Source organism: Massilia sp. Root335, from assembly GCF_001425685.1.
GTDB classification, from domain to species: domain Bacteria; phylum Pseudomonadota; class Gammaproteobacteria; order Burkholderiales; family Burkholderiaceae_D; genus Telluria; species Telluria luteola.
The window spans coordinates 184,290-208,243 of record NZ_LMCY01000044.1 but is presented as its reverse complement, the minus strand read 5'-3'; the positions used below and the strand labels follow the sequence as shown (position 1 = coordinate 208,243).

Below are 23,954 nucleotides of genomic sequence, written 5' to 3'. Positions count from 1 at the left end.
CTATGCCGCCATGGGCGCCGCCGCGAACTGCGCCACCTGGTCCGCCAGCGCCTTGCGGTACGCCGGACGGGCCGTGCAGCGGTCGCGCCAGGCAGCGAGGCGCGCGAAGCGCTCGACATAGCCCATGCCGTCGAGCAGGCGCACGACGGTCGTCATGAGGATGTCGGCCACGCTGAAATCGCCGGCCAGGTAATCGCGGCCGTCCAGCCACGCGTCCACCTGTCCCAGGCGCTTCAGCGCGATCTCTTCCAGCACCGGGCGCTGCGCGGCGGCCCAGGGCTGGTCCATGGAAAACGCGACGAGGTTGGCGAGGTTGCCCAGATACGGTTCGACCGAATTCAGGGCGGCGAACGTCCACATCGTGACGTTGGCGCGTTCGACCGGATCGCGCGGCAGCAGGACGGGATGACGCTCGCCCAGGTGCAGCAGGATCGCGCCGGATTCGAACAGCGTCAGGTCGCCGTCCTGCAGCACGGGCACCTGGCCGAACGGCTGCTCGCGGCGATACGCGGGCGAGTCCTTGTCCTCGAAGCCGATCAGGCGCATGTCGTAGGGTTGGCCGGCTTCCTCGAGGGCCCAGCGCACACGCAGGTCGCGCACGTGGCCGACGGCAAACGAAGGAACGGAACGGAAGGTGGTCAGGGTAGGCATCGGTCGTCTCCTTGGGGTGAATGACGAGAGCTTACGCCGGTCCAAAATATGTTCAAGAACATAATGTGGATGCGCGCATAATGCCGTTCTCGAAAGGAGATGCGAGATGCCCTACAGTAGCGAACACAAGGCCCAGACCCGCGAACGCATCGTGCATGCGGCGCGCCGGCTGTTCAACCGCCATGGCTTCGAACAGGTCTCGATCGACCGCGTGATGTCCGAGGCGGGCCTGACGCGCGGCGGCTTTTATCACCACTTCGACAGCAAGGACGAGCTGTATGCGGCGGCCGTCGCCAGCTTCAGCACCTGCAACCCGTTCCGGCCCGATCTCGAGGACACGCCGCCGCCCGAACCGCGCGAGCTGGCGCGCATGCTGGTCGACATCTACCTGAGCGACGAAGTGTTCGACAACATCGAGGCGCATTGTCCGCTGTATGCATTGCCGGGCGACGTGGCGCGCGCGGGACTGTCGCCGCAGAAGGCGTACACGCAGCTGATCCGCAACCTCGTGCAGGTGTACGCGGGCGCGCTCGCGCACGAACCCGACGGCGACCGGCGCGCGCAGGCGATCGTGGCGCTGTGCGTGGGCGGCATGGTGCTGGCGCGCACGACGGACGATGCCGTGCTGCGCGCATCGTTGCGGGCGACGGCGCGGGAGCAGGCGCTGGCGCTGCTGGAGGGGGATGTAAACGCCGCGTATAAAGATGCGCGCGCCGTGCAAGCACCGCGTAAACGACTGCGCGCCGCCCCAGAGTGAAGACGCGGTCTTTGCTGCCGCGTGGACGATTTTGTGATGACAATTGGTGAGTTTTCCGTGGCGCGAATCCCCTAGACTACTGGCAGCTGAGCAGCGGGCGCTGCCGGTGACAATAACTAGGGAGTCACAACATGGCCACGCAGGCATTCTTCGATATCGGTAACGTCATCCTCGCACCGTCGCCCACGTTTGCACGGTTGAAGGACAAGCCGCGCCCGTGGGTGCCGCTGCTGCTGCTCGTCGTGTTGACGCTGGGCGTCTCGTACTGGTACATCTCGACGCTCGATTTTTCCTGGTTCCGCGAGCACATGCTGGCGGCGCGCGGGTCCATCAAGCCGGAGGAGCGGGCCGCGCTGGAGCATTTCCTCACGCCGAAGACGATGATGTGGAGCTCCGGCGCCGGCGCCGTGCTGGGCGCACCGGTCCTGTGCGCCCTGGCGGCGCTGTACTACCTGTTGGCGGCCAAGGTGATGGGGACCGGCATCGGCTACGGCAAGTGGTTCGGCTTCGCCGTCTGGACCAGCATCCCGCGCCTGCTGGCGCTGCCGCTGTCGGCGCTGCAGATTGTGACGTCGGGCGGCCGCCTGGCGCCGGAAGACATGAACATGGTGTCGCTCAACTACCTGCTGCTGCACGTGCCGATGTCGAACCCCTGGTTCGGCTTTGCCACCAATCTCGACCTGACGTCGCTGTGGGCCATCGCGCTGGCCGCGATCGGCCTGAAGGCCTGGACGGGGCGTTCGACCGCGGCCTGCGTGACGGTCGCCGTGCTGCCGTATGCGCTCATCTACGGCATCTGGGCCGCGAAGATCGCCTTCATCGGGTAAGCGCATGAACAAGAAAGCGATAGGCGCGGCCGTGGTCGCGGCGTTCTTCCTCGTCCCGGTGGCGATCAAGTTCGCGGGCAAGCCGACGCGCCGCGAGGCCGAGCTGGCGGCCGTGCAGAAGCTGGCGATCCATCCGTCGATCCTCGCCACGGGCAACCTCGTGTTCCGCCAGGAGGTGCAGCTGTCGGCCGAGGTGATCGGCAAGGTGTCCGGCGTGCTGGTGAAGGAGGGCGACAAGGTCGAGCGCGGGCAGATCCTGCTTCGGCTCGATCCGACCGTGTACCAGGCCGAGGTGGCGCAGCAGGAAGCCAACCGGCGCAATGCGGCGATCGCCATCGAGCGCGCCCAGATCAATCTCGCCAACCAGCAGCGCAACCTGGACCGCACGGGCCAGTTGTACAAGGCGAAGTACATCGACATCTCGAAATACGACGACGCCGTGCACCAGATGGACCTGGCCAAGGTGGAGGTGCGAGCCAGCCGCGAATCGCTCGAACAGGCGAGCGCGCTGCTGTCGCAGTCGCGCGAGCACCTGGCCAAGACCGAGGTGCGCGCGCCCATCGACGGCACCGTGACGGCCGTGCCGATCAAGATCGGCGAGACCGCCGTCGCCAGCGCGACAGGCATCGCGGGATCGTCCCTGATGACGATCGCCGACGTCGGTTCGATCATGGCCGAAGTGAACGTGGACGAGGCGGACATCGCGCGCGTCGCGGTCGGCCAGCAGGCCAGGGTGTTCCCGGCCGCGTTCCCCGACCAGCCGGTGACGGGCAGCGTCGAGAGCGTGGCCATGGCGCCCCGGAACACGCTGGGCGCGCAGAGCCAGGGCCGCAGCTATGTCGTCAAGCTGCACCTGCCCGACACCAAGCTGGCGCTGCGCTCCGGAATGACGTGCCGGGTCGAGATCGTCGTCGGCAACGGCGCGGCGCGGGCCGCGGTGCCGATCCAGGCCGTGATGAGCGAGGAAATCCCGGGCGCCAAGGACAAGGTCAAGAACGCCAGTTACGTGTTCGTCGTCCAGGACGGGAAGGTGAAAAAGACCACGGTGGAGCTGGGGCTGTCCGACGACGCCAACCAGGAAGTGACGAAGGGCCTGGCGGCCGGCCAGACGATCGCCGTGGGCCCGGCGCGCCTGCTGCGCGAGCTGCACGACGGCGATGCGGTGACGGCGAAGAAGGCCGAGGTGAAGGTCGCCGACGTCAATCCCGCCGATGGAGCCCACCCGTGATCCGGCTGGAAGGCGTGACCCGGCAATACCAGATGGGCGACCAGACCGTGCACGCGCTGCAGGGCGTGGACCTGCACATCCGCGCCAACGAGTTCGTGGCGTTCATCGGCGCGTCCGGGTCCGGCAAGTCGACCATGATGAACATCGTCGGTTGCCTCGACCGCCCCAGCAGCGGCGCGTACTGGCTCAACGGGCGCGAGGTCGCGACCATGTCCGGCGACGAGCTGGCGCGCGTGCGCAACGAGGAGATCGGCTTCATCTTCCAGAGTTTTCATTTGCTGCCGCGCGCGAGTGCGCTCGACAACGTGGCGCAGCCGCTGATCTATCGCGGCATACCGCTGCGCGAGCGCCTGGCGCTGGCGGAACGGGCCTTGCAGCGCGTGGGCCTGGGCGAGCGCATTCACCACCGGCCCAACGAGCTGTCGGGCGGCCAGCGCCAGCGGGTCGCGATCGCCCGCGCGCTCGTGGGCAAGCCCTCGATCCTGCTGGCCGACGAGCCGACGGGGAACCTCGATTCGGCCACCAGCGAGGAGATCCTGGAACTGATCCGCGAACTGCACGCGGGCGGGCAGACGGTCGTCGTGGTGACGCACGAACCCGAGATCGCCGCACAATGCCGGCGCATCATCCGGTTGCGCGACGGCCGGATCGTGTCGGATACGGCAAACGATGCGGAGGACGCGGCATGAACCTGTTCCTCGAAAGCCTGCGCTCGGCGCTGGCGTCGATCCGCGCGCACCGGTTGCGCAGCTTCCTCACGTCGCTCGGGATCGTGATCGGCGTGGCGTCCGTGATCACGGTGATCTCGCTGATCCAGGGCTTGTCCAAGAGCGTCAGCGACCAGTTCGAGGGCCTGGGAGGCAACGGCCTGACGATCCGGCCGCACAACGAGTTCAAGGAGGTCATGCGCGGCAAGGTGAACTACCTGCATTTCGAGGACGTGGCCCAGCTGCACCTGCGCGTGGACGGCATCCGCAACCTGAGCCCCGTGTTCACGCCCGGCTTTTCCGAAGTGCGCTTCACGGGCCTGTCGGCCACGGCCCAGGTGTTCGCCACGACGGCCAGCTACCAGGAAGTGAATGGCCGCTACGCGCGCCTGGGCAGGTTTCTCAGCGAGTCCGACGACGCCAGCGCGCGCCGCGTGGCCGTGATCGGCGAGAAGCTCATCGACGACCTGCACCTGCCGCCCGACCCGGTCGGGCAATTCATCCTGTACGCGAACGAGTGGTTCAAGATCGTCGGCGTGATGGAAAAGCGGGGCGAGATCTTCGGCATGTCGCAGGATAACTACATGATCATCCCGTTCAAGACGGGGCAAAGCATCATCGGCAACAACACGCGTCCGCAACTGCAGATCACCGTCGCGGTGCGCGACCTGGGCCGGCTGGACGCGACCCGCACCCACATCCGCATGGTCATGCGCCAGGCTCACCGCCTGAAGGCCGAGGAGCCGGACGATTTCGAGATCGAATCGGCCGACCAGATCGCGAAGTCCTTCGACAAGTTGAGCAGCACGGTGACGCTGGTGATGAGCGGCGTGGTCGGCATCGCGCTGCTGGTGGGCGGCATCGGCATCATGAACATCATGCTGGTGTCGGTGAAGGAGCGCACCCGCGAGATCGGCATCTGCAAGGCGATCGGCGCGCGCAGCCGCGACATCCTGCTGCAATTCCTGATCGAGGCCGTCACCCTGTCGCTGCTGGGCGGGTTGCTGGGCCTCGTGATCGGCTACGCGCTGGGCGTGGCGATCGCCGCCATGATTCCCGATTTCCCGCCGGCCGTCGTGCCGTGGTGGGCGGTGGCGCTGTCGGTGCTGTTTTCGGGCTCGGTGGGGGTCGTGTTCGGCGTCGTGCCGGCCAGCCAGGCGGCGCGGCTCGACCCGATCGACGCGCTCCGCTATGAATGACACCGGGGTCAGAGCCCGGTTTTTGGCACGATCTCTGAGGCAATTACCCAAAACCGGGCTCTGACCCCGGTTTTACGTCAAGTCAGGCCGCCAGCTTCTTCTTCAGCAGTTCGGTGACCTGCGCCGGATTCGCCTTGCCCTTCGACGCCTTCATGCACTGGCCGATCAGCGCGTTGATCGCCGCTTCCTTGCCGGCCCTGTACTGCTCGACCGATTTCGCGTTGGCCGCGAGGACCTCGTCGACGATCGCTTCCAGCGCGCCCGTGTCCGAGATCTGCTTCAGGCCTTCGCGCTCGATGATGGCGTCGGCCAGATGCTCGTCCGCCGATTGCGCTTCCCACATCAGGCTGAACACCTTCTTGGCGGCGTTGTTCGAGATCGTGCCGTCGGCGATGCGTTTCAGCAGCAGCGCGAGTTGCGACGCTTCGACCGGCGAGTCCTCGATGGCGACGTCGGCACGGTTCAGCGCGGACGACACGTCGCCCATCAGCCAGTTCGCGGCCGCCTTGGCGTTCTCCTTGCCGGCCTTGGCGACGACGGCTTCGTAATACGTCGCCATCGCCTGCGACGACGTCAGGATCAGCGCGTCGTACTCGGGCAGGCCGTAGGCGCCGATGAAGCGCTCGCGCATCGCGGCCGGCAGTTCCGGCATGTCGGCTTGCACGCGGGCTATCCACTCCTGCGAGATCGCGAGCGGCGGCAGGTCGGGATCGGGGAAGTAGCGGTAGTCCTGCGCGTCTTCCTTGCTGCGCATCTGGCGCGTTTCCTTGCGGTCCGGGTCCCACAGGCGCGTGGCCTGCACGACCTTGCCGCCGTCCTCGATCAGCTCGATCTGGCGCCGCACTTCGTAATGCACGGCTTCTTCGATGAAGCGGAACGAATTCAGGTTCTTGATCTCGCAGCGGGTGCCGAATTCCTTCTGGCCGACGGGACGCACGGACACGTTGACGTCGCAGCGGAACGAGCCTTCCTGCATGTTGCCGTCGCAGACGCCGAGCCACATCACGAGGCCGTGCAGGGCCTTGGCATACGCGACGGCTTCGGCCGCGCTGCGGATTTCCGGCTCGGAGACGATCTCCAGCAGCGGCGTGCCGGCGCGGTTCAGGTCGATGCCGCTCATGCCGTGGTAGTCCTCGTGCAGCGACTTGCCGGCGTCTTCCTCGAGGTGGGCGCGGGTCAGGTTGACGGTCTTCGTCTCCAGCTTGCCGTCCTTCTCGAACGCGAACGTGAGGCTGCCGCCCTGCACGACCGGGTCTTCGAACTGGCTGATCTGGTAGCCCTTCGGCAGGTCGGGGTAGAAGTAGTTCTTGCGCGCGAAGACCGACTCCGGCGCGATCTTGCCGCCCACCGCGAGGCCGAAGCGGATGGCGCGTTCGACCGCGCCCTTGTTCATCACGGGCAGCACGCCCGGCAGCGCCAGGTCGACGGCGCTGGCCTGCGTGTTCGGCTCGGCGCCGAACTTGATCGAGCTGCCGCTGAAGATTTTGGAGTTGGTCGTGAGTTGGACGTGGTTCTCAAGACCGATGACGACTTCCCATTGCATAGTGTTCTCTCTTTGTCGTTACGTTCGCATGTGCCGCCGTGGGCTCGTCACGCGTCACGCGTGGGCTCGGGGAGCCCACCCTACGATGCATTCTTGCCGTAGGGTGGGCACCCCGTGCCCACCATGCATCAAACGCCTTCCGGGGCGCGCGTATGCCAATCCGTGGCTTGCTGGTACTGGTGCGCGATGTTCAGCAGCTTCGCCTCGGCAAAGTAATTGCCGATGATTTGCAGGCCCACCGGACGCTTCGCATTTTTCTCGCCCTGGCCAAAGCCGACCGGGATCGACATGCCGGGCAGGCCCGCCAGGCTGGTCGACAGCGTGAAGATGTCGGCCAGGTAGTTCGCCACCGGGTCGTTCGCCTTCGAGCCCAGGTCCCACGCGACGCTCGGGGCCACCGGGCCCATGATCACGTCGCACTTGTCGCGGAACGCGGCCTGGAAGTCGTCGGCGATCAGGCGGCGGATCTTCTGTGCCTGCACATAATAGGCGTCGTAGTAGCCGTGGCACAGCACGTACGTGCCGACCATGATGCGGCGCTGGACTTCCTTGCCGAAGCCCTGAGCACGCGTCTTCTTGTACATGTCCTGCAGGTCGGTGTACTCGGGGGCGCGGTAGCCGTAGCGCACGCCGTCGAAGCGCGACAGGTTGGACGACGCTTCCGCCGGCGCGATGATGTAGTAGACGGGGATCGACAGCGACGTCTTCGGCAGCGAGATCTCGACCAGCGTCGCGCCCAGCTTCACGAATTCGTCCAGCGCGGCGCGCACGGCCTGCTCGACGTCGCTGGCCAGGCCTTCGCCGAAGTATTCCTTGGGCACGCCGATGCGCAGGCCGGTCAAGGGCTGATTGAGGTCGCGCGCGAAGTCTTCGCGCGCGTTGCCTTGCTCGGCCGTGAGGCTCGTCGAGTCACGCTCGTCGAAGCCGACCATCTCGTTCAGCAGCAGCGCGCAGTCCTCGGCCGTGCGGGCCATCGGGCCGCCCTGGTCGAGCGACGAGGCGAACGCGATCATGCCGAAGCGCGACACGCGGCCGTACGTCGGCTTGATGCCGGTGATGCCGCAGAACGCGGCCGGCTGGCGGATCGAGCCGCCCGTGTCGGTGCCGGTCGCGGCGGGCGCCAGGCGCGCGGCGACCGCGGCGGCCGAGCCGCCCGACGAGCCGCCCGGCACGGCCGCGGCGTCCCACGGATTCCTGACGGCGCCGAACGCGGAGTTCTCGTTCGACGAGCCCATCGCGAATTCATCGCAGTTCAGCTTGCCCAAGGTGACCATGCCGGCGTCCGCGAATTTCGTCACGACGGTGGCGTCGAACGGACTCACGTAATTGCCCAGCATTTTCGACGCGGCGGTCGAGCGCCAGCCCTGCGTGACGAAGATGTCCTTGTGCGCGATGGGGATGCCGGTCAGCGGCCCGGCGTTGCCCGCTGCGATGCGGGTGTCGGCGGCCCTGGCCTGGGCCAGCGACAGGTCGGGATTCACGTCCAGGAAGGCGTTGTGGCTGCTCGCGGCGATGCGGTCGAGGTAGTGCTGCGCCAGCTCCGTCGCCGAGACTTGTTTCGTGTGCAGGAGCGCGGACAGCTCCTTGATGGTTTTTTGATGCATCATGATGGTCGGCGTTCGCTGCGGGTTATTCGATGACTTTCGGCACGAGGTACAGGCCGTCCTGGGTTGTCGGGGCCGGGGCCTGGTAGTCGTCGCGGTGGTTTTCTTCGGTCACCACGTCCTCGCGCAGGCGCAGCGGCAGGGCAAGCACGGCCGCCAGCGGTTGCGACAACGGCGCAACACCGCTGGTGTCGACGGCCTGCATCTGCTCGGCCAGGGCGAAGATCCCGTTCAGCTCGTTCAAGGCGATTTCGGCATGTGCCTCGTCCATATCGAGCTGAGCCAGATTGGCGATCCGTTTTACGTCTGAAAGTGTCAGGGACATGGCAAAAAGCGCGGTTCGGCACCGCGTTCAAAGATGAATGTGTAGATAATGAAATTTGGACAACGGCGCGCTAAAGCTGATAAAAGCTTTCTAATACCGTCCATCTCGCAGGCTGATATGGGCATGAAACCACCCGTTTTTCAGCGTTTAATCGGCAAATTATAAGGTAGAATGGCGGGCTAATGCGTTCTCCGGGCAAACCGGCCCTACTTCCACGCATGAAAAAGCCCGCGATGCGGATTCGGCGTTGCGGCGAAGATTCCCCGATTAATGTTAGGCGCACGTCGTTGCGCACATCAGGACACACATGTTTGGTTTTTTACGTAGCTATTTCTCGAACGACCTGGCCATCGACCTGGGTACCGCCAACACGCTGATCTATGTCCGTGGTCTGGGCATCGTACTGGACGAACCTTCGGTCGTCGCGATCCGCCAGGAGGGTGGTCCGAACGGCAAGAAGACGATCCAGGCAGTCGGCAAGGAAGCCAAGCAGATGCTCGGCAAGGTTCCCGGCAACATCGAAGCGATCCGTCCGATGAAGGATGGCGTGATTGCCGACTTCACCGTCACCGAGCAGATGCTCAAGCAGTTCATCCGCATGGTGCACGACTCGAAGTTCTTCCGGCCGTCGCCGCGCATCATCATCTGCGTGCCGTGCGGTTCGACGCAGGTCGAGCGCCGCGCGATCCGCGAATCGGCGCTGGGCGCCGGCGCGTCGCAGGTCTACCTGATCGAAGAGCCGATGGCGGCCGCGATCGGCGCCGGCCTGCCGGTGTCGGAGGCGACCGGTTCGATGGTCGTCGACATCGGCGGCGGCACCACCGAGGTCGGCATCATCTCGCTGGGCGGCATGGTCTATAAGGGTTCCGTGCGCGTGGGCGGCGACAAGTTCGACGAAGCCATCGTCAACTACATCCGCCGCAACTACGGCATGCTGATCGGCGAGCAGACCGCCGAGTCGATCAAGAAGGCCATCGGTTCCGCGTTCCCGGGCTCCGAAGTCAAGGAGATGGAAGTCAAGGGCCGCAACCTGTCGGAAGGCATCCCGCGTTCCTTCACCATCTCGTCCAACGAGATCCTGGAAGCGCTGACCGACCCGCTCAACAACATCGTCTCGGCCGTCAAGAACGCCCTCGAGCAGACCCCGCCGGAACTGGGCGCGGACATCGCCGAGAAGGGCATGATGCTGACCGGCGGCGGCGCGTTGCTGCGCGACCTCGATCGCCTGCTGATGGAAGAGACCGGCCTGCCGGTGCTGGTGGCCGAGGACCCGCTGACCTGCGTGGTGCGCGGCTCCGGCATGGCGCTCGAGCGCATGGACAAGCTGGGCTCGATCTTCTCGTACGAGTAACCCGGCAGTGGCAACGCGGACAGGGCGTGTGACCGTTCCGGCGATCCCGGGGCGGCACGCGCCGTCCGCGTCTGGCGCCGCCCGGCAGTCGCATCCTGGTGCCGGGCGTCTACATCGACGCGGGCGCAGCTAGCCCCGCATTATTGGAAGTCATGGAATACAGTCCTCCGCCGCTTTTCAAGCAAGGCGCCCCCGCAAGGGTCAAGGTGACCGTGTTCGCTCTGCTCTCGATCGCGCTGCTCGTGGTCGACGCCCGCCTGCATGCGCTCACCGCCGTGCGCCAGGTGGCGGCAACGGTCCTGTACCCGTTCCAGATGGCTGCCCTGATGCCGCGCGATGCGCTGGCGAACATGGGCACGTATTTTTCCTCGATCTCCGCCCTGCAGAAGGAAGTGCGCGACCTCAAGAGCCAGCAGGTCGCGATGGCCCAGGCCATGCAGCAGGCGCAGCTCCAGATGGCCGAGAATACCCAGCTGCGGCGCCTGATGGACGCGCGCGAACACCTGCCCGTGCGTTCGCAGATGAGCGAGATCCTGTATGACGCGCGCGACCCGTCCACGCGGCGCGTGGTGCTCGACCGCGGCACCCGCAACGGCGTCAAGCTCGGCCTGCCCGTGATCGACAACGCCGGCGTCGTCGGCCAGGTCACGCGCGTGTTCCCGTTCACGTCCGAAGTCACGCTGCTGACCGACAAGGAGCAGGCGATCCCCGTGCAGGTGCTGCGCAACGGCCTGCGCAGCGTGGCCTATGGCCGCGGCCAGTCGGGCCTGCTGGACCTGCGCTTCGTCGCGCCGAACGCCGACATCCAGGTCGGCGACGTGCTCGTGACGTCGGGCCTGGACGGCGTGTATCCGGCCGGCCTCGCGGTGGCCAAGGTGATCCAGGTCGAGAACGTGGTGCAGGGCGCCTTCGGCCGCGTCGTGTGCCAGCCGCTGGCGGGCATCGACCGCTACCGCCAATTGTTGATCGTGATGTCCGACCAGCCGCTGCCGCCGCGCCCGCCCGCGGAACCGGTCAAGGCCGCCACCAGCGCGGCGTCGAAAAAGAATCTGCCGCGCATGGAACCGGTGCCGCCGCTGCCGCTGCCTCCGCAGCCGCTGGCCCCGGCCGTCGCCCCGGCCGCGAATGCCGCAAATGCCGCGAACGGCGCGCGTCCGGCGGCGCCGCACGCGAACGCCGCCGCGCGTGCGCCCGCACCCGCACCCGCGCCCGCGCCCGCACGTGCGACCCCGGGGGCCGCGACGGGGGCACCGGCCGCCGGCACGCCGGCCGCCACGGCACCCGTTGCCCGCCCGCCGGCACCGCCCGCCGCCCGCACCGCGACCACGGCCGCACCGGCCGCGACGACGGTCGCGCGCCAGCCGGCCGCAGGCACCGGCGCCGCCGCGCGCCAGCCGGCCGCCGCCGCGCCGGCACAAGGCGCCGCCGCAGCGCCCGCCGCCAACGCCGCCGCGCGGCCGAAGGAGGGCAACTGATGCCGACGACGAACCGTCCGCACTACATCCTGCTGCCGGTCAGCCCGCTGTTCATCGCGTTCAGCCTGGTGTGCGCCTTCATGCTCAACCTGCTGCCCTGGGGCCGCTGGGTCGGCGCGCCGGACTTCGTCGCGCTGGTGCTCGTGTTCTGGGGCATCCACCAGCCGCGCAAGGTCGGCATCGGCATCGCGTTCTGCATGGGCCTCCTGATGGACGTGCACGACGCGACGCTGCTGGGCGAGAACGCCCTGGCGTACACGCTGCTGTCGTACCTGGCGATCATGATCCACCGTCGCGTGCTGTGGTTCCCGCTCGTCACGCAGGCGATGCACGTGTTCCCGCTCCTGCTGCTGACCCAGGCGATCCAGGTGATGGTGCGCTTCTTCGTCACGGGCCGCTTCCCCGGTGCGCTCGTGTTCATCGAGAGCGTCGTCGCCGTCGCGCTGTGGCCGGTGATTACGTGGCTGCTGCTGGCGCCGCAGCGCCGCGCGGTCGACAAGGACCATACGCGTCCGATCTGAAGAACCATTCACGCCATCCCGAATGACCGAGATCAAAGACAGCGATCGCGAGATCCACCTGTTCCGCATGCGCCTCACGGCGATCGCGCTGTTCGTCTTCATCTGCTTCGGCCTGCTGGTCGCACGCTTCGTCTGGCTGCAGGTCGTCAAGCACAGCCAGTACATGGCGCAGGCCGAGGACAATCGCATCGCGCTCGTGCCCATCGTGCCGAACCGCGGACTGATCCTGGACCGCCACGGCGTCGTCCTGGCCAGCAACTACTCCGCCTACACGCTCGAGATCACGCCGTCGAAGCTCGAAGCGAACCTGGATTCCGTCATCGACGAACTGTCCAAGCTCGTGACGATCGAACCGAAGGACCGCAAACGCTTCAAGCGGCTGATGGAAGAATCGAAGAATTTTTCCAGCGTCCCGATCCGCACGCGCCTGACGGACGACGAGGTGGCGCGCTTCACGGCGCAGCGCTTCCGCTTCCCCGGCGTGGAGGTGCAGGCGCGCCTGTTCCGCCAGTATCCGCTGGGCGAGGTGGCGTCGCACGTGCTGGGCTATATCGGCCGCATCAACCAGGCCGAGGCCAAGGTCATCGATGCCAGCGACGATGCCGCCAACTACAACGGCACGGACCACATCGGCAAGGAAGGCCTGGAAAAGAGCTACGAACACCAGCTGCACGGCCAGACCGGCTACGAGGAAGTGGAACGCTCGGCCGGCGGCCGCGCCATCCGCACGCTCTCGCGCACCCCGCCCACGCCGGGCACCAACCTGATCCTGTCGATCGACATCGAACTGCAGAAGGTCATCGAGCAGGCATTCGGCGATTACCGCGGCGCGCTCGTCGCCATCGAACCGTCGACGGGCGACGTGCTCGCGTACGTGTCGCGCCCCGGCTTCGACCCGAACCTGTTCGTCGACGGCATCGACTCGCAGAGCTGGAGCGAGCTGAATACGTCGCTCGACAAGCCGCTGATGAACCGCCCGCTGTCCGGCACGTACCCGCCCGGCTCGACGTTCAAGCCGTACATGGCGCTGGCGGCGCTCGAATACGGCCTGCGCCGTCCCGAGTACGGCATCAACGACCCGGGCTTCTTCATGCTGGGCGGCCACCGCTTCAACGACGACAAGAAGGGCGGCCACGGCTTCATCGACATGTACCGGTCGATCGCGGTGTCGTGCGACGTCTATTACTACCAGCTCGGCAACGAGATGGGGATCGACCGCATCCACGACTTCATGCAGCCGTTCGGCTTCGGCGAAAAGACGGGCATCGACCTCGAACACGAAAAGACCGGCATCCTGCCGTCGCAGCAATGGAAACGCGAGCGCTTCAAGCGCAACCGCGCGGCGCAGAAGTGGGTGGGCGGCGACACGATCTCGATCTCCATCGGCAACGGCTTCAACAGCTACACGCCGCTGCAGATGGCGCACGCCGTGGCCACGCTGGCCAACGACGGCGTCATCATGAAGCCGCACCTCGTCAAGATGCTCGAGGACGGCGGCAGCCACGCGCGCACGCTGACGGTGGCGAAGGCATCCGGCCGCATCCCGATCAAGCAGGAAAACATCGACATCGTCAAGCGCGCCATGGTCGGCGTGACGTCGGACGCGAAAGCGCCCGGCACGGCTGTTCTCCCGTTCCGCGGCGTCCCGTACACGGTCGCCGGCAAGACGGGTACGGCGCAGGTGGTGGGCCTGAAGGGGCAGAAGTACAATGCGGCGGCGACGCCGGAACGCCTGCGCGACAATGCGCTGTTCATTGCCTTCGCACCCGCCGACCATCCGCGCATCGCGCTCGCGCTCGTCGTGGAAAACGCCGGCTTCGGCGCGGCCGTGGCGGCGCCGATCGCGCGCAAGGCGCTCGATTACTACCTGCTCGGCAAGCGCCCGGGCGACGCCGACAAGCCGCCGCCCAAGCCCGCCGACCCGGTGCCGGCCGACGAAGACCAGGTGGCGCCCACGGCCGGCGCCGACTTCCAGCCGGGCGGCGAGACCCCCGGCAACAAGGACTGAATCATGGCGCACTTTCCCGAACGCCGCTCGCTTAGCCGGCGCCTCAAACCGTATTTCGCCGTGTTCGACCCGGCGCTGTCGCTGATCCTGTTCCTGCTGCTGTGCGTGGGACTCGTCACGCTGTCCTCGGCCGGCCACGACTTCCCCGGCCGCCTGGAAGGCCAGATGCGCAACATCGTCGCAGCCTTCGTGTTCATGTGGGCCGCCGCCATCGTGCCGCCGCAGACGCTGCTGCGCCTCGCGGTGCCCGTGTACACGTTCGGCGTCGCGCTGCTGCTGGCCGTGGCGGCCGTCGGCACCATCAAGAAGGGCGCGCGGCGCTGGCTGCACGTGGGCGTGGACATCCAGCCGTCCGAGATCATGAAGATCGCCACGCCGCTGATGCTGGCCTGGTATTTCCAGACACGGGCCGGGGCCCTCAAGTGGAAATCGTTCCTGGTGGCGGCGGTGCTGCTCGTGATCCCGTTCGGCCTCATCGCCAAGCAGCCCGACCTCGGCACGGCGCTGCTGGTGGGCGGCTCGGGCTTCTACGTGATCTTCCTGGCCGGCCTGTCGTGGAAGGCGCTCGGCGCGCTGTTCGCGGGCGGCTGCGCCGCGCTGCCCGTGGCGTGGTCGCTGATGCACGATTACCAGCGCGAGCGGATCATGACGCTGATCGACCCGACGTCCGATCCGCTCGGCAAGGGCTTCCACATCATCCAGTCGACCATCGCGATCGGCTCCGGCGGCGTGTCCGGCAAGGGGTATATGAAGGGCACGCAGGCGTATCTCGAGTTCATTCCCGAGCGCACCACCGACTTCATCTTTTCGGTATATTCCGAAGAGTTCGGTTTGATCGGTAATTTGGTACTGCTGTTCCTGTACCTGCTGCTGATCGGGCGCGCCATGATGATCGCGGCCAATGCGCCGAACCTGTTCACGCGCCTGCTGGCGGGGGCGGTCGCGATGATGTTCTTTACGTATGCTTTCGTCAATATGGGCATGGTCAGCGGCATCCTGCCGGTGGTCGGAGTTCCGCTTCCTTTCATGAGCTATGGCGGTACCGCGCTGATTACTTTGGGCCTTTGCAGTGGTATATTGATGAGTATTCAACGACACCGCAAACTGGTGCAGACCTGATATGCAAGAGAACGCGATGGCCGTTCCGAGGTTACTCCCAGCGGTCATTGCAGTGCTGGCAATGATGGCGGGATGCAGTACCACGGACCAGAACGGCGAACACAAAAGCCTGATTCCCCTGCCTTGGCGGCACAAGGTCACCCGCGTGGACCCCACGCTTCCCAACCTCCCCGCGGCCGGCTCCGGCCGCGGCGGCTACTACCAGGACGACGGCCCCGGCACGAATCCGCCGCCGGGCCTGATGGACACGCCGGACGCCGTCGTCAAGTACGAACCCTATGCCAGGTTCGCCAACAAGCCGTACTCCGTGTTCGGCCAGACCTACACGCCGCTCGTCAACGACGAACCGTTCACCCAGCGCGGCGTGGCCAGCTGGTATGGCGTGAAGTTCCACGGCCAGCGCACGTCGTCGGGCGAGCCCTACGACATGTACAAGATGACGGCCGCGCACCCGACCTTGCCGATTCCCTCTTACGCGCGCATCACGAACCTGGAGAACGGCAAGTCCGTCGTCGTGCGCATCAACGACCGCGGCCCGTTCCACTCCGACCGCATCGTCGACGTCTCGTACACGGCGGCCCTGAAACTGGGCCTGCTGGGCAAGGGCAGCCACGAAGTCCAGATCGAGCGCCTGTTCCCGGGCGACGAGATCCACCTCGCGTCCGCGCGCCGCGCCGCCGCGTCCGAGGCGCAGGCCCTGCCGCCGCCGGCCATCGCGGCCCTGATGCTGGAAGACCGCGCCGACACCGACAGCGCCGCCGTCGCGCCGGCGCCGGCGCCGGCCGCGGCGGCCGACCAGGCGGCGCCCAGGTCCGGCTTCTACCTGCAGCTGGGCGCCTACGGACGCGCGGGCAAGGCCGAGGAAGTGAGCGAAAAGCTCAAGCAATCCGGCGTCGACCTGGCAATCGAGGTCGTGCGCTCCGGCAGCCTCAACCGCCTGTACGGCGGTCCGTTCGAAACCCGCGCCCTGGCGCAGGAAGCGGCGCGCGCGCTGCCGGCGGGGCTCGGGCTGCGGCCCATCGTCGTGCGCCGCTGAGCGGGCAGGGCGGGACGTTCGTCAATTCCCATAGACATCTGATGTCTGACCAGAAACAGGGCATTTCCTCGACAATGCCGCCAATCGGTGTTGTCGATCCCTGCATTTTTGGCAATAAATGTCTCAAAACACCGGTTCCCTCCATGTTTTTCGTCGGATGTCAGACATCTGCAACGATTTTTTATTTGCTATACGCTACCATTTTTTGCCCGAGAAAATCAGTAAACGTCCGAATATTAAAAGACGGTCCTGCGTTAAATGCCATATAAACGCAAAGTTTGCCATGATGTTTGCGCATAACATTTTTGTTTGCGCAATTGACACTACTAACATTGTGCTCCTACACTGGGTTTGCCAACGATAAGGACGGCCTACCGGCACGTCCTGGCACAGAACAACACAGGAGACAGCAATGATCGAGAAGTCCGTACAGCGGCGCCGCCAGCGCCGGCAAGTCGTGCTTGGCCTGGGCGTACTCGCCGGCCTCATCCAGCAAGCCTATGCGCAGGAAGCCGCCGCACCGGCCCCGGACGCACCCGCGCAAGTCGCGCCGGCCGTCCAGGCCGATGTCAACGTCGTCAAGGTGACCGGCTACCGCGCCAGTCTGCTTTCGTCGGCCAAGGACAAGAAGGAAGCCATCGGCTTCCAGGACACCATCAGCGCCGAAGACATCGGCAAGTTCCCCGACAAGAACATTGCCGAATCGCTGAGCCGCGTGCCGGGCGTGCAGATCGCGCGCGACGTGACGGGCGAGGGCACGAACATCCAGATCCGCGGCCTCGGCTCGAGCTTCACCAAGATCCTGCTGAACAATGCGCAGATCGCGGTGGCGTCGTCCGGCCCGATCGACGGCGCCAACACGAACCGCGAGGTCGACCTCGATCTGCTGCCGACCGACCTGTTCACCAAACTGACCGTCAGCAAGAGCCCGACGGCCGACCTGATCGAAGGCGGCGCCGCCGGCGTCGTGAACATGCGCAGCGCGCGTCCGTTCGACAATCCCGGTACGCACGTCTCGTACGGCGTCACCGCGCAGAAGCAGCAGATCGCCGACGGCGTCGGCGGCCGCGGCTCCCTCGTGGCCAGCAAGACCTGGGGCGACACGTTCGGTATCCTGGCCGGCTTCACCGTCAACCGCCAGAAATCGCGCACGACCGGCTACGAGACCGTCGGCCTGACCAACCCGAACCTGACGGCCGCGCAGAGCGCCTCGCCGACCCGCAACAGCACGGGCGGCGGCAACTGGACCATTCCGGCCACCGTACCGGCCGGCGCCGGCGCGGGCCTCGTGGCGGGCACCCCGATCGACCAGGCATTCCTGCTGTCGCACAACCCGGGCCTGACGATCGACCAGATCGACAACGCCCTCTTGCCGCGCCTGGGCCGCTTCATGGATTACTTCGGCACGCGCGACAAGGGCTCGGCCATCCTCAGCGCCGAATGGCGTCCGCTGGCAAACCTGCACTTCTACGTCGACACGCTGTACAGCAAGAAGGACGACGACATGCAGCGCATCGCCTACACTTGGGCGGTCCGCAACGGCGCGTCGATCCCGCTGAACATGCAGGTCGATAACACCAACTGCACCATCGGCTGCACGGTCACGTCGGGCACGTATTCCAACGCGAGCTACTTCATCGAGTTCGGCCCGCGCCGCGACCGTACCGACCTGAAAGGCATCAACCCGGGCATGGAGTGGAAGATCACCCCGACCCTGAAACTGGATGCGCAGGCCAACGCCACCAAGTCGACGTTCTCGCACGAAGCGCCGACCGTCATGCCGATCACGGCCGCCGGCAGCGGCCTCGTCGCCACCTTCAACAACAACGGCGGCGGCGTGCCGAGCATCACGTTCAACCAGGACGTCAACGACCCGGCGAACTTCGTCTGGGCCGGCGGCCGCGTCAACATCCAGAACGAGCTGCGCGAGACGAGCACGAAGGGCTTCCACACCGATCTGACCTGGGGCGATTCGAAGCTGAGCCTCAAGGCCGGTCTCGCCTACGACGACATCGACCGCCGCATCCGCGGCCAGGACAACTCGGCCGCGTGGCAGGCTGCCGTCTGCGGCAACAACCCGAGCGTGTTCCTGCAGGGCCCGAACGGCGCCCCGGCCTGCGACGGCGCCAGCACGCCGGGCGCCAGCGCCGCCGCGCTGTACCCGGGCTACGGCACCGGCTATACGGCCGGCCAGACGGCACCGCTGGTGTACCAGGGTTCGCTGATCCCGCTGAACAAGCTGTCGACCTACCTGGTGCCCGGCCCGAACGGCCGCGTGGTCGTCGACTGGGATCGCTTCCGCAAGGATTCGAACTACGACGCCTACAATTCGACCGCGCCGGATTCCACGAGCTCGTCGACGGGCGCCAGCTCGGGCTATGTGCGCGAGAAAACCACCGGCTTCTACACCGAGATCAATGGCGAGACCACGCTGGGCAGCTTCCCGGTGCGCTACAACGCCGGCGTACGCTATGTCCGCACGAAGCAGGACGTCGGCTCCCTGAACTCGTTCAGCGACCCGCGCAACGCCACCCTGACGCAGAACGGCTCGAAGTATCCGAACCAGACCGAGTGGGTCTACCAGGACACGACGTACAACAACACGCTGCCGTCGGCCACCGCCGCCATCACGCTGCGCAAGGACGTTGTGGCCCGCGTCGCGCTGTCGAAAAGCATGACCCGCGCGAACCCGAACTCGCTGCGTCCGGGCATCAACTTCAGCGGCACGTCGGCCGACGTCGGCACGATCGGCAGCCCGGAACTGAAACCCTACCTGTCGAACAATATCGACCTGGGCATCGACTGGTACACCGGACGTGAAGGCTACGTGAGCCTGACCGTGTTCCAGAAAAAGGTGAAGGGCTTCACCGTCATCGACAACCTGACGATGCCGTTCTCCGCCCTGGCCGCCTACGGCATCACCTACAACAACCTGATCCCGACCCAGCAGGTGGCGATCAACTCGCGCGGCGGTCCGGACGTGGCGACCGTGGTGATGAGCCAGGAGCGTAACGCCGGCGGCATCCTGACCGTGCGCGGCCTGGAAATCGGCTGGGTCCAGCCGCTCGACAAGCTGCTGCCGATCAGGGGCTTCGGCTTCAGCGAGACGGCCACGCTGATCAACCAGAGCGCGAGCGGCGAGGGCACCAACGGTTTCGTCGCCCTGAACGTACCGAAGAAGAGCAACAACTTCGGCTTCTACTACGAGAACCACGGCTACATGGCGCGCATCTCGCACCAGTACCAGCAGGGCAGCCAGTCCGCCAACGCGAACCAGAGCGGCGTGACGCTGGCGGCACTGTACGGCCGCTCGTACAAGCAGGCCGACTTCTCGTCCAGCGTGGACCTGGAAGAAGTGCTGGGCCGCGACAACTGGCCGACGATCACGTTCGACATCGTCAACCTGAACAAGGCCAAGCGCGAAGGCTACTTCCAGTTCCCGAACGCGGCGTTCAGCTCGTATGATCCGGGCCGCACGTTCCAGCTGGGCCTCCGCGGCAAGTTCTGATCACGCAGTACCCATTACGTCCCCTGTCCCCGCTTTCGACCGGCATGCTGTGCGCCGGTTGCAAGCGGGGCTTTTTCTTTTGCGGTAGCTCACACCGCTTCCTTGTTCTCCCTGCGATCCGGAACCGCCGGGCCGGCGCATCGGTCGAACCGCAATCACACGTAACGATGCGACAGGAGGCGAGGGCATGGGCACACGACTCATGGAGCTGGTCGAACGCTTCGGCGGCCGGCTGGAAGGCGATCCGCAGATCGAAGTCACGCGCATCGCCCCGCTGGACCGCGCGGGCGCCACGGACATCAGCTTTCTCAGCAACAGCCGGCTGCGGGCCGCGGCCGCGCACAGCCGGGCGGCGGCGCTGATTCTATCGCCGCTCGACGAGCCGGACGTCGCCGCCGCGTACGACGGCGCACGCATCGTCACGAACAACCCGTACGCCTATTTCGCGCGCACCGCGCAATACCTGTGCGGGTCCGCCGCCGCGCCCGCGCCTGGCATCCACCCGTCGGCCGTCGTGCACGCGAGCGCGCGCGTGGACCCGGCCGCGTACGTCGGCGCGCACGTCACGGTGGAGGCGGGCGCCGTCATCGGGCCCGGCGCCGTGATCGACGCCGGCTGCTACATCGGGCGCGACGCGTCGGTGGGCGAAAGTACGCACTTCTTCGCCAACGTGACCTTCCACGCGCGCTGCGTCATCGGCGCGCGCGGCATCGTCCACTCGGGCGCCGTGATCGGCGGCGACGGCTTCGGCTTCGCCGTGGACGGCGGCATCTACATCAAGATCCCGCAGACGGGGCGCGTGGTGATCGGCGACGACGTCGACATCGGCTCGAACACGGCGATCGACCGCGGCGCGCTGGACGACACCGTGATCGAAGACGGCGTGAAGCTCGACAACCTGATCCAGATCGGCCACAACTGCCGCATCGGCGCGCACACGGCAATGGCGGGCTGCGTCGGCGTGGCGGGCAGCGCCAACATCGGCAGCCACTGCACGTTCGGCGGCGCCGCGATGATCAACGGCCACATCGACATCGCCGACAACGTCCACGTCACGGCCGGCACGCTGGTGCCGAACTCGATCGCCGAACCGGGCCGCTACACGGGCTTTTATCCGATCGCGCCGAACGCGGAATGGGAACGCAGCGCGGCGCTCGTGCGCAACCTGTCGGCCATGCGCGACAAGGTCAGGGCGCTCGAGCGGGCCATGAAAGTGCTGGGCGGGGAGCCGGTGGGGCGATCGGGGTAGGCGCCCGCACGGTCACCGGCCCGCGCCCGCCATGGTCAGGACCATGCGGAACCTGGCGGCGCCGGACCGCATCTTTTGGTAGGCTTCGTTGGCCCGCTCGAACGGCATCACCTCGATCATCGGACGAATGCCGGCCAGCACGCTGAACGCGAGGGTCTTTTCGTTTTCGTAGGGCGTGCCCGTCAACGATCCGACGATCTCACGCTCACCGACCACCAGCTGGCCGGATGAGACCGGCAACGGATCCTTGCCGGCACCGAGCAACACCAGCCGTCCACGCGGCGCCAGGCCGCCGGCCAGCGCGGCAACGGTGGCGGGATCGCCGATGGCGGCGACGATCGCCTGCGCACCGCCCATCTCTCGCAGCCGCGCGGCGGCGTCCTCCACATCGGTGTCGATGTAGCGGTGGGCGCCCAGGGCCAACGCATCGGCGGCGATGTCGCTGCCGCGCCCGACCGCGATCACCCGGAAACCCATATGGCGCGCGTACTGCACCGCCATATGCCCGAGGCCGCCGATGCCGAGGATGGCGACGGTGTCGCCGGCTTGCGCGCCGCTCTTCTTCAACGCGTTGAATGTGGCGATGCCTGCGCACAGGATGGGCGCCGCGTCTTCGGCGTCGAGCTCGTCCGGAATGGCGACCAGCGCGGTTGCCCGCGCCACCATCATTTCCGCGTAGCCGCCGTCACGCGTCGCGCCGACGAAAGGCTGGTTCTGGCACAGCGTGAACCGGCCCTGGCGGCACGGGGCGCACTCGTTGCAGTGACCGCCAAGCCGGCCGACGCCGACACGCTGGCCCCTTTTCCAGATCGATGGCGCGTGCGCGCCCAGGGCGGCGATACGCCCGACGACTTCGTGGCCCGGTACGCGCGGCGGCTGCAGGGCCGGATCGGCGCCTTCGATGTCGGCGACGTCCGCACCGCACATGCCGCAGGCTTCGATCCGGATGAGGACTTCGCCGACGCCGGGTGACGGTATCGGCCGCTCCACGAGTTCCAGGATGCCTGGGCGGGTGACTTGCATGGCGCGATAGGTGGAGTTCATGATCGTTATTCCAAATAATGAAGGGTGTCGTTGGTCAAAGGATCGAGCAATGCGCGCACGCCCACGCTCGCGGCATCGACGGCACCGGCCAGATAGCCCGGAAACCGGGACGACCACTCGCTGGCGATCCCGGTCAGGCGTCCTTCCCAGGGGCCGGCCGGGGCCGTGGCGTCAGGCGCCCCCGCGTGCCCGCCGGTGGCATGCGCATCCATGGCGGTCGACGTGTACGGATCGGATGCCCAGTCCTTCAGGAACTCGGCCGTGGGCGCGGCCGCTTGCGGTCCGAACAGGCGGCCGAGCTGCGCGCGGCAGTGCGCCCGCAAGACGTCGTCCGGCACACGCTTGCGCACGGCGGCCGGCACACCGAAAAAGCCGAACAGCGCGGCGCTGCCGCCAGGCATGGACGCGTCGTGGATGTCGCCCAGCGGACCGGCCATGCTGCGGGCCGCGCCGGACAACCCCAGGTCGCGCCAGAACGGCGCCGCGTACACGGCGACGTATTTCGCGTGCGGCGCCATCCAGGTGTCCGTCGCACGCCACTGCCGGGCGAGCGATGACGGCAGGGCCGGCGCAAAATCGATGCCGCTTTCCGCCAGGCGCGGCGGCACCGCCAGCAGCACATGGCCGGCGCGCCAGGTCGTCGCATGACCCGTCGCGTCTTCGCTGTCGATCTCCACGCCGGGCCCGGCACGACGCATGCGCCGCACCGCCTGACCGGTGACGATGCGCGTCTCGTCCACGCGTCGCCGCAGCGCGTCGACGAGCGCGCCCATCCCGCCGGCCAGGCGCATCGACGCCGGCGAACTGGCATGGCCGCGCGTGCGCAGGGGCGCTTCGTTGTGCGTGCGTTCGACCAGCATGTCGCCGGCCTCGTGTTGCCGGAAGCGCACGAGGCCGAGGTCGCTCACCAGGCGATCCAGCTGGCTCTGGCAGCCCGGCCAGAACCAGGCGGGGCCCAGGTCGAAACGGTCGACCGGGCCGGCGGCGCCAGGCGTCGACACGATGCGGCCACCGACGACGTCGCGCGCGTCGATGACCACGTAATCGGTCATGCCGTGTTGCGCGAGCAGGGCGGCCGCGTACAAGCCGCTCAGGCCGCCGCCGACGATCGCCACCTTTACCGTTCGCATACGTGTTCCTTTTCCGCCATGCCGCGCAGATGGCCGGTCTTGACATACAGCGTTGCGCCGTCCGGGCCGGCCGCGATGGCCGGACGGTCGCCGGGTGGCAGCCGGAGCCAGCTGCCGCATTCGTACGCCGCGTCCGCCACGCGCGCCGCGCCGGCGATCACGAAGACTTCGGCGCCGTCGTCGAAGCGCGCCGGCAGGCGTTGTCCGGCCGCCAGCCGGTGCACGCACACCACTTCGGTCGCGCTGGAGAACAACGGGCATGTATCGCCGTCCGCGCCGTGCCGCCATGACGACGGGTTGTTGACGTCGATGCGGACCGGTGCGGTCTCCGCGGGCTCCATCTGGCAGAGCTTGACGAAGATGACGGCGCCCTCGGGACTGGAAGGCCGGTGCGCGGAACCGGGCGGATTGCGCAGATACCAGCCAGCCGGATAACGCTCGCCGTCCTCGCAGAATGCGCCGGACAACACCAGGATCTCCTCGCCGCCGGGGTGCCGGTGGCGAGGAAAACAGGCGCCCGGCGCATAACGCACGATGCTGGTGGCCCGGGCTGCTTCGCCGCCCAGGCGGTCCAGCATCACGCGTTCGACGCCGCCTTGCGGGGAACGGACCCAGCGATACTCGCCGGGCGCGACCGCCGCGGGGCGCGAGAAGTCTGCATTGACGCGCATG

At 67.0% G+C, this 23,954-nt stretch carries 20 protein-coding genes; 13 read left to right on the top strand and 7 right to left on the bottom strand.

The window, feature by feature from the left end; genetic code table 11:
* Positions 1-651 (bottom strand): glutathione S-transferase family protein, encoded by a 651-nt coding sequence (locus ASC93_RS23370; protein WP_056448145.1) that lies wholly within the window; start codon positions 649-651, stop codon positions 1-3.
* Positions 652-757: 106 nt separating this feature from the next.
* On the opposite strand from ASC93_RS23370, the gene ASC93_RS23365 reads away from it, so the two are divergent.
* The 5 genes from ASC93_RS23365 to ASC93_RS23345 all read left to right on the top strand — a co-directional run bounded on the left by ASC93_RS23365 (position 758) and on the right by ASC93_RS23345 (position 5,369).
* Positions 758-1,408 carry a TetR/AcrR family transcriptional regulator gene (locus ASC93_RS23365; protein WP_056448142.1) on the top strand — a complete coding sequence of 217 codons (651 nt, stop codon included), beginning with the start codon at positions 758-760 and terminating at the stop codon, positions 1,406-1,408.
* A gap of 131 nt (positions 1,409-1,539) precedes the next feature.
* Positions 1,540-2,235: a YIP1 family protein gene (locus ASC93_RS23360; protein WP_056448139.1), complete on the top strand. Its 696-nt coding sequence runs from the start codon at positions 1,540-1,542 to the stop codon at positions 2,233-2,235.
* Between the two features lie 4 nt (positions 2,236-2,239).
* Positions 2,240-3,463, top strand: coding sequence for an efflux RND transporter periplasmic adaptor subunit (locus tag ASC93_RS23355; RefSeq protein WP_056448135.1), 1,224 nt, complete (start codon positions 2,240-2,242; stop codon positions 3,461-3,463).
* Entirely contained in the window at positions 3,460-4,152 is a 693-nt protein-coding gene (locus ASC93_RS23350) for an ABC transporter ATP-binding protein (RefSeq protein WP_200958390.1), read from the top strand. The genes ASC93_RS23355 and ASC93_RS23350 overlap by 4 nt, the downstream gene beginning before the upstream one ends.
* Positions 4,149-5,369 carry an ABC transporter permease gene (locus tag ASC93_RS23345; protein ID WP_056448133.1) on the top strand — a complete coding sequence of 407 codons (1,221 nt, stop codon included), beginning with the start codon at positions 4,149-4,151 and terminating at the stop codon, positions 5,367-5,369. The genes ASC93_RS23350 and ASC93_RS23345 overlap by 4 nt, the downstream gene beginning before the upstream one ends.
* A gap of 82 nt (positions 5,370-5,451) precedes the next feature.
* Here the strand turns inward: ASC93_RS23345 and gatB are convergent, their stop codons facing one another.
* The 3 genes from gatB to gatC form a co-directional block, all read right to left on the bottom strand.
* A complete protein-coding gene (gene gatB / locus ASC93_RS23340; protein ID WP_056448130.1) occupies positions 5,452-6,912 on the bottom strand; it encodes an Asp-tRNA(Asn)/Glu-tRNA(Gln) amidotransferase subunit GatB in 1,461 nt (486 codons plus the stop codon).
* Between the two features lie 128 nt (positions 6,913-7,040).
* Positions 7,041-8,516 carry an Asp-tRNA(Asn)/Glu-tRNA(Gln) amidotransferase subunit GatA gene (gene gatA / locus ASC93_RS23335; RefSeq protein ID WP_056448277.1) on the bottom strand — a complete coding sequence of 492 codons (1,476 nt, stop codon included), beginning with the start codon at positions 8,514-8,516 and terminating at the stop codon, positions 7,041-7,043.
* Positions 8,517-8,541: 25 nt separating this feature from the next.
* Positions 8,542-8,841: an Asp-tRNA(Asn)/Glu-tRNA(Gln) amidotransferase subunit GatC gene (gene gatC / locus ASC93_RS23330; protein ID WP_056448127.1), complete on the bottom strand. Its 300-nt coding sequence runs from the start codon at positions 8,839-8,841 to the stop codon at positions 8,542-8,544.
* Positions 8,842-9,148: 307 nt separating this feature from the next.
* On the opposite strand from gatC, the gene ASC93_RS23325 reads away from it, so the two are divergent.
* From ASC93_RS23325 to lpxD, 8 genes are all read left to right on the top strand, one after another.
* Complete coding sequence (locus ASC93_RS23325; protein WP_025511657.1) at positions 9,149-10,192, top strand: rod shape-determining protein; 1,044 nt, start codon at positions 9,149-9,151, stop codon at positions 10,190-10,192.
* Between the two features lie 152 nt (positions 10,193-10,344).
* Positions 10,345-11,667: a rod shape-determining protein MreC gene (gene mreC, locus ASC93_RS23320; RefSeq protein WP_056448124.1), complete on the top strand. Its 1,323-nt coding sequence runs from the start codon at positions 10,345-10,347 to the stop codon at positions 11,665-11,667.
* A complete protein-coding gene (mreD, locus tag ASC93_RS23315; protein WP_056448121.1) occupies positions 11,667-12,188 on the top strand; it encodes a rod shape-determining protein MreD in 522 nt (173 codons plus the stop codon). Before mreC ends, mreD begins: the two co-directional genes overlap by 1 nt.
* A 22-nt stretch (positions 12,189-12,210) precedes the next feature.
* Positions 12,211-14,196 carry a penicillin-binding protein 2 gene (mrdA, locus tag ASC93_RS23310; protein WP_056448118.1) on the top strand — a complete coding sequence of 662 codons (1,986 nt, stop codon included), beginning with the start codon at positions 12,211-12,213 and terminating at the stop codon, positions 14,194-14,196.
* A 3-nt stretch (positions 14,197-14,199) separates the two neighbouring features.
* Complete coding sequence (gene rodA, locus ASC93_RS23305) at positions 14,200-15,315, top strand: rod shape-determining protein RodA (RefSeq protein WP_056448115.1); 1,116 nt, start codon at positions 14,200-14,202, stop codon at positions 15,313-15,315.
* Positions 15,316-15,460: 145 nt separating this feature from the next.
* Positions 15,461-16,351, top strand: a complete 891-nt coding sequence (locus tag ASC93_RS23300) for a septal ring lytic transglycosylase RlpA family protein (protein WP_229412843.1) — start codon at positions 15,461-15,463, stop codon at positions 16,349-16,351.
* Between the two features lie 412 nt (positions 16,352-16,763).
* Positions 16,764-19,859 carry a TonB-dependent receptor gene (locus ASC93_RS23295; protein ID WP_056448112.1) on the top strand — a complete coding sequence of 1,032 codons (3,096 nt, stop codon included), beginning with the start codon at positions 16,764-16,766 and terminating at the stop codon, positions 19,857-19,859.
* Positions 19,860-20,046: 187 nt separating this feature from the next.
* Complete coding sequence (gene lpxD, locus ASC93_RS23290; RefSeq protein WP_056448108.1) at positions 20,047-21,108, top strand: UDP-3-O-(3-hydroxymyristoyl)glucosamine N-acyltransferase; 1,062 nt, start codon at positions 20,047-20,049, stop codon at positions 21,106-21,108.
* 12 nt (positions 21,109-21,120) lie between these two features.
* On the opposite strand, the gene ASC93_RS23285 is transcribed toward lpxD, so the two are convergent.
* From ASC93_RS23285 to ASC93_RS23275, 3 genes are read right to left on the bottom strand one after another with little or no spacing between them, the layout of a single operon-like run.
* Complete coding sequence (locus tag ASC93_RS23285; protein ID WP_056448105.1) at positions 21,121-22,152, bottom strand: alcohol dehydrogenase; 1,032 nt, start codon at positions 22,150-22,152, stop codon at positions 21,121-21,123.
* A gap of 5 nt (positions 22,153-22,157) precedes the next feature.
* Positions 22,158-23,282, bottom strand: coding sequence for an FAD-dependent oxidoreductase (locus ASC93_RS23280; protein WP_056448102.1), 1,125 nt, complete (start codon positions 23,280-23,282; stop codon positions 22,158-22,160).
* Complete coding sequence (locus tag ASC93_RS23275; RefSeq protein WP_056448099.1) at positions 23,270-23,953, bottom strand: cupin domain-containing protein; 684 nt, start codon at positions 23,951-23,953, stop codon at positions 23,270-23,272. Before ASC93_RS23275 ends, ASC93_RS23280 begins: the two co-directional genes overlap by 13 nt.
* Position 23,954: the final 1 nt, after the last annotated feature.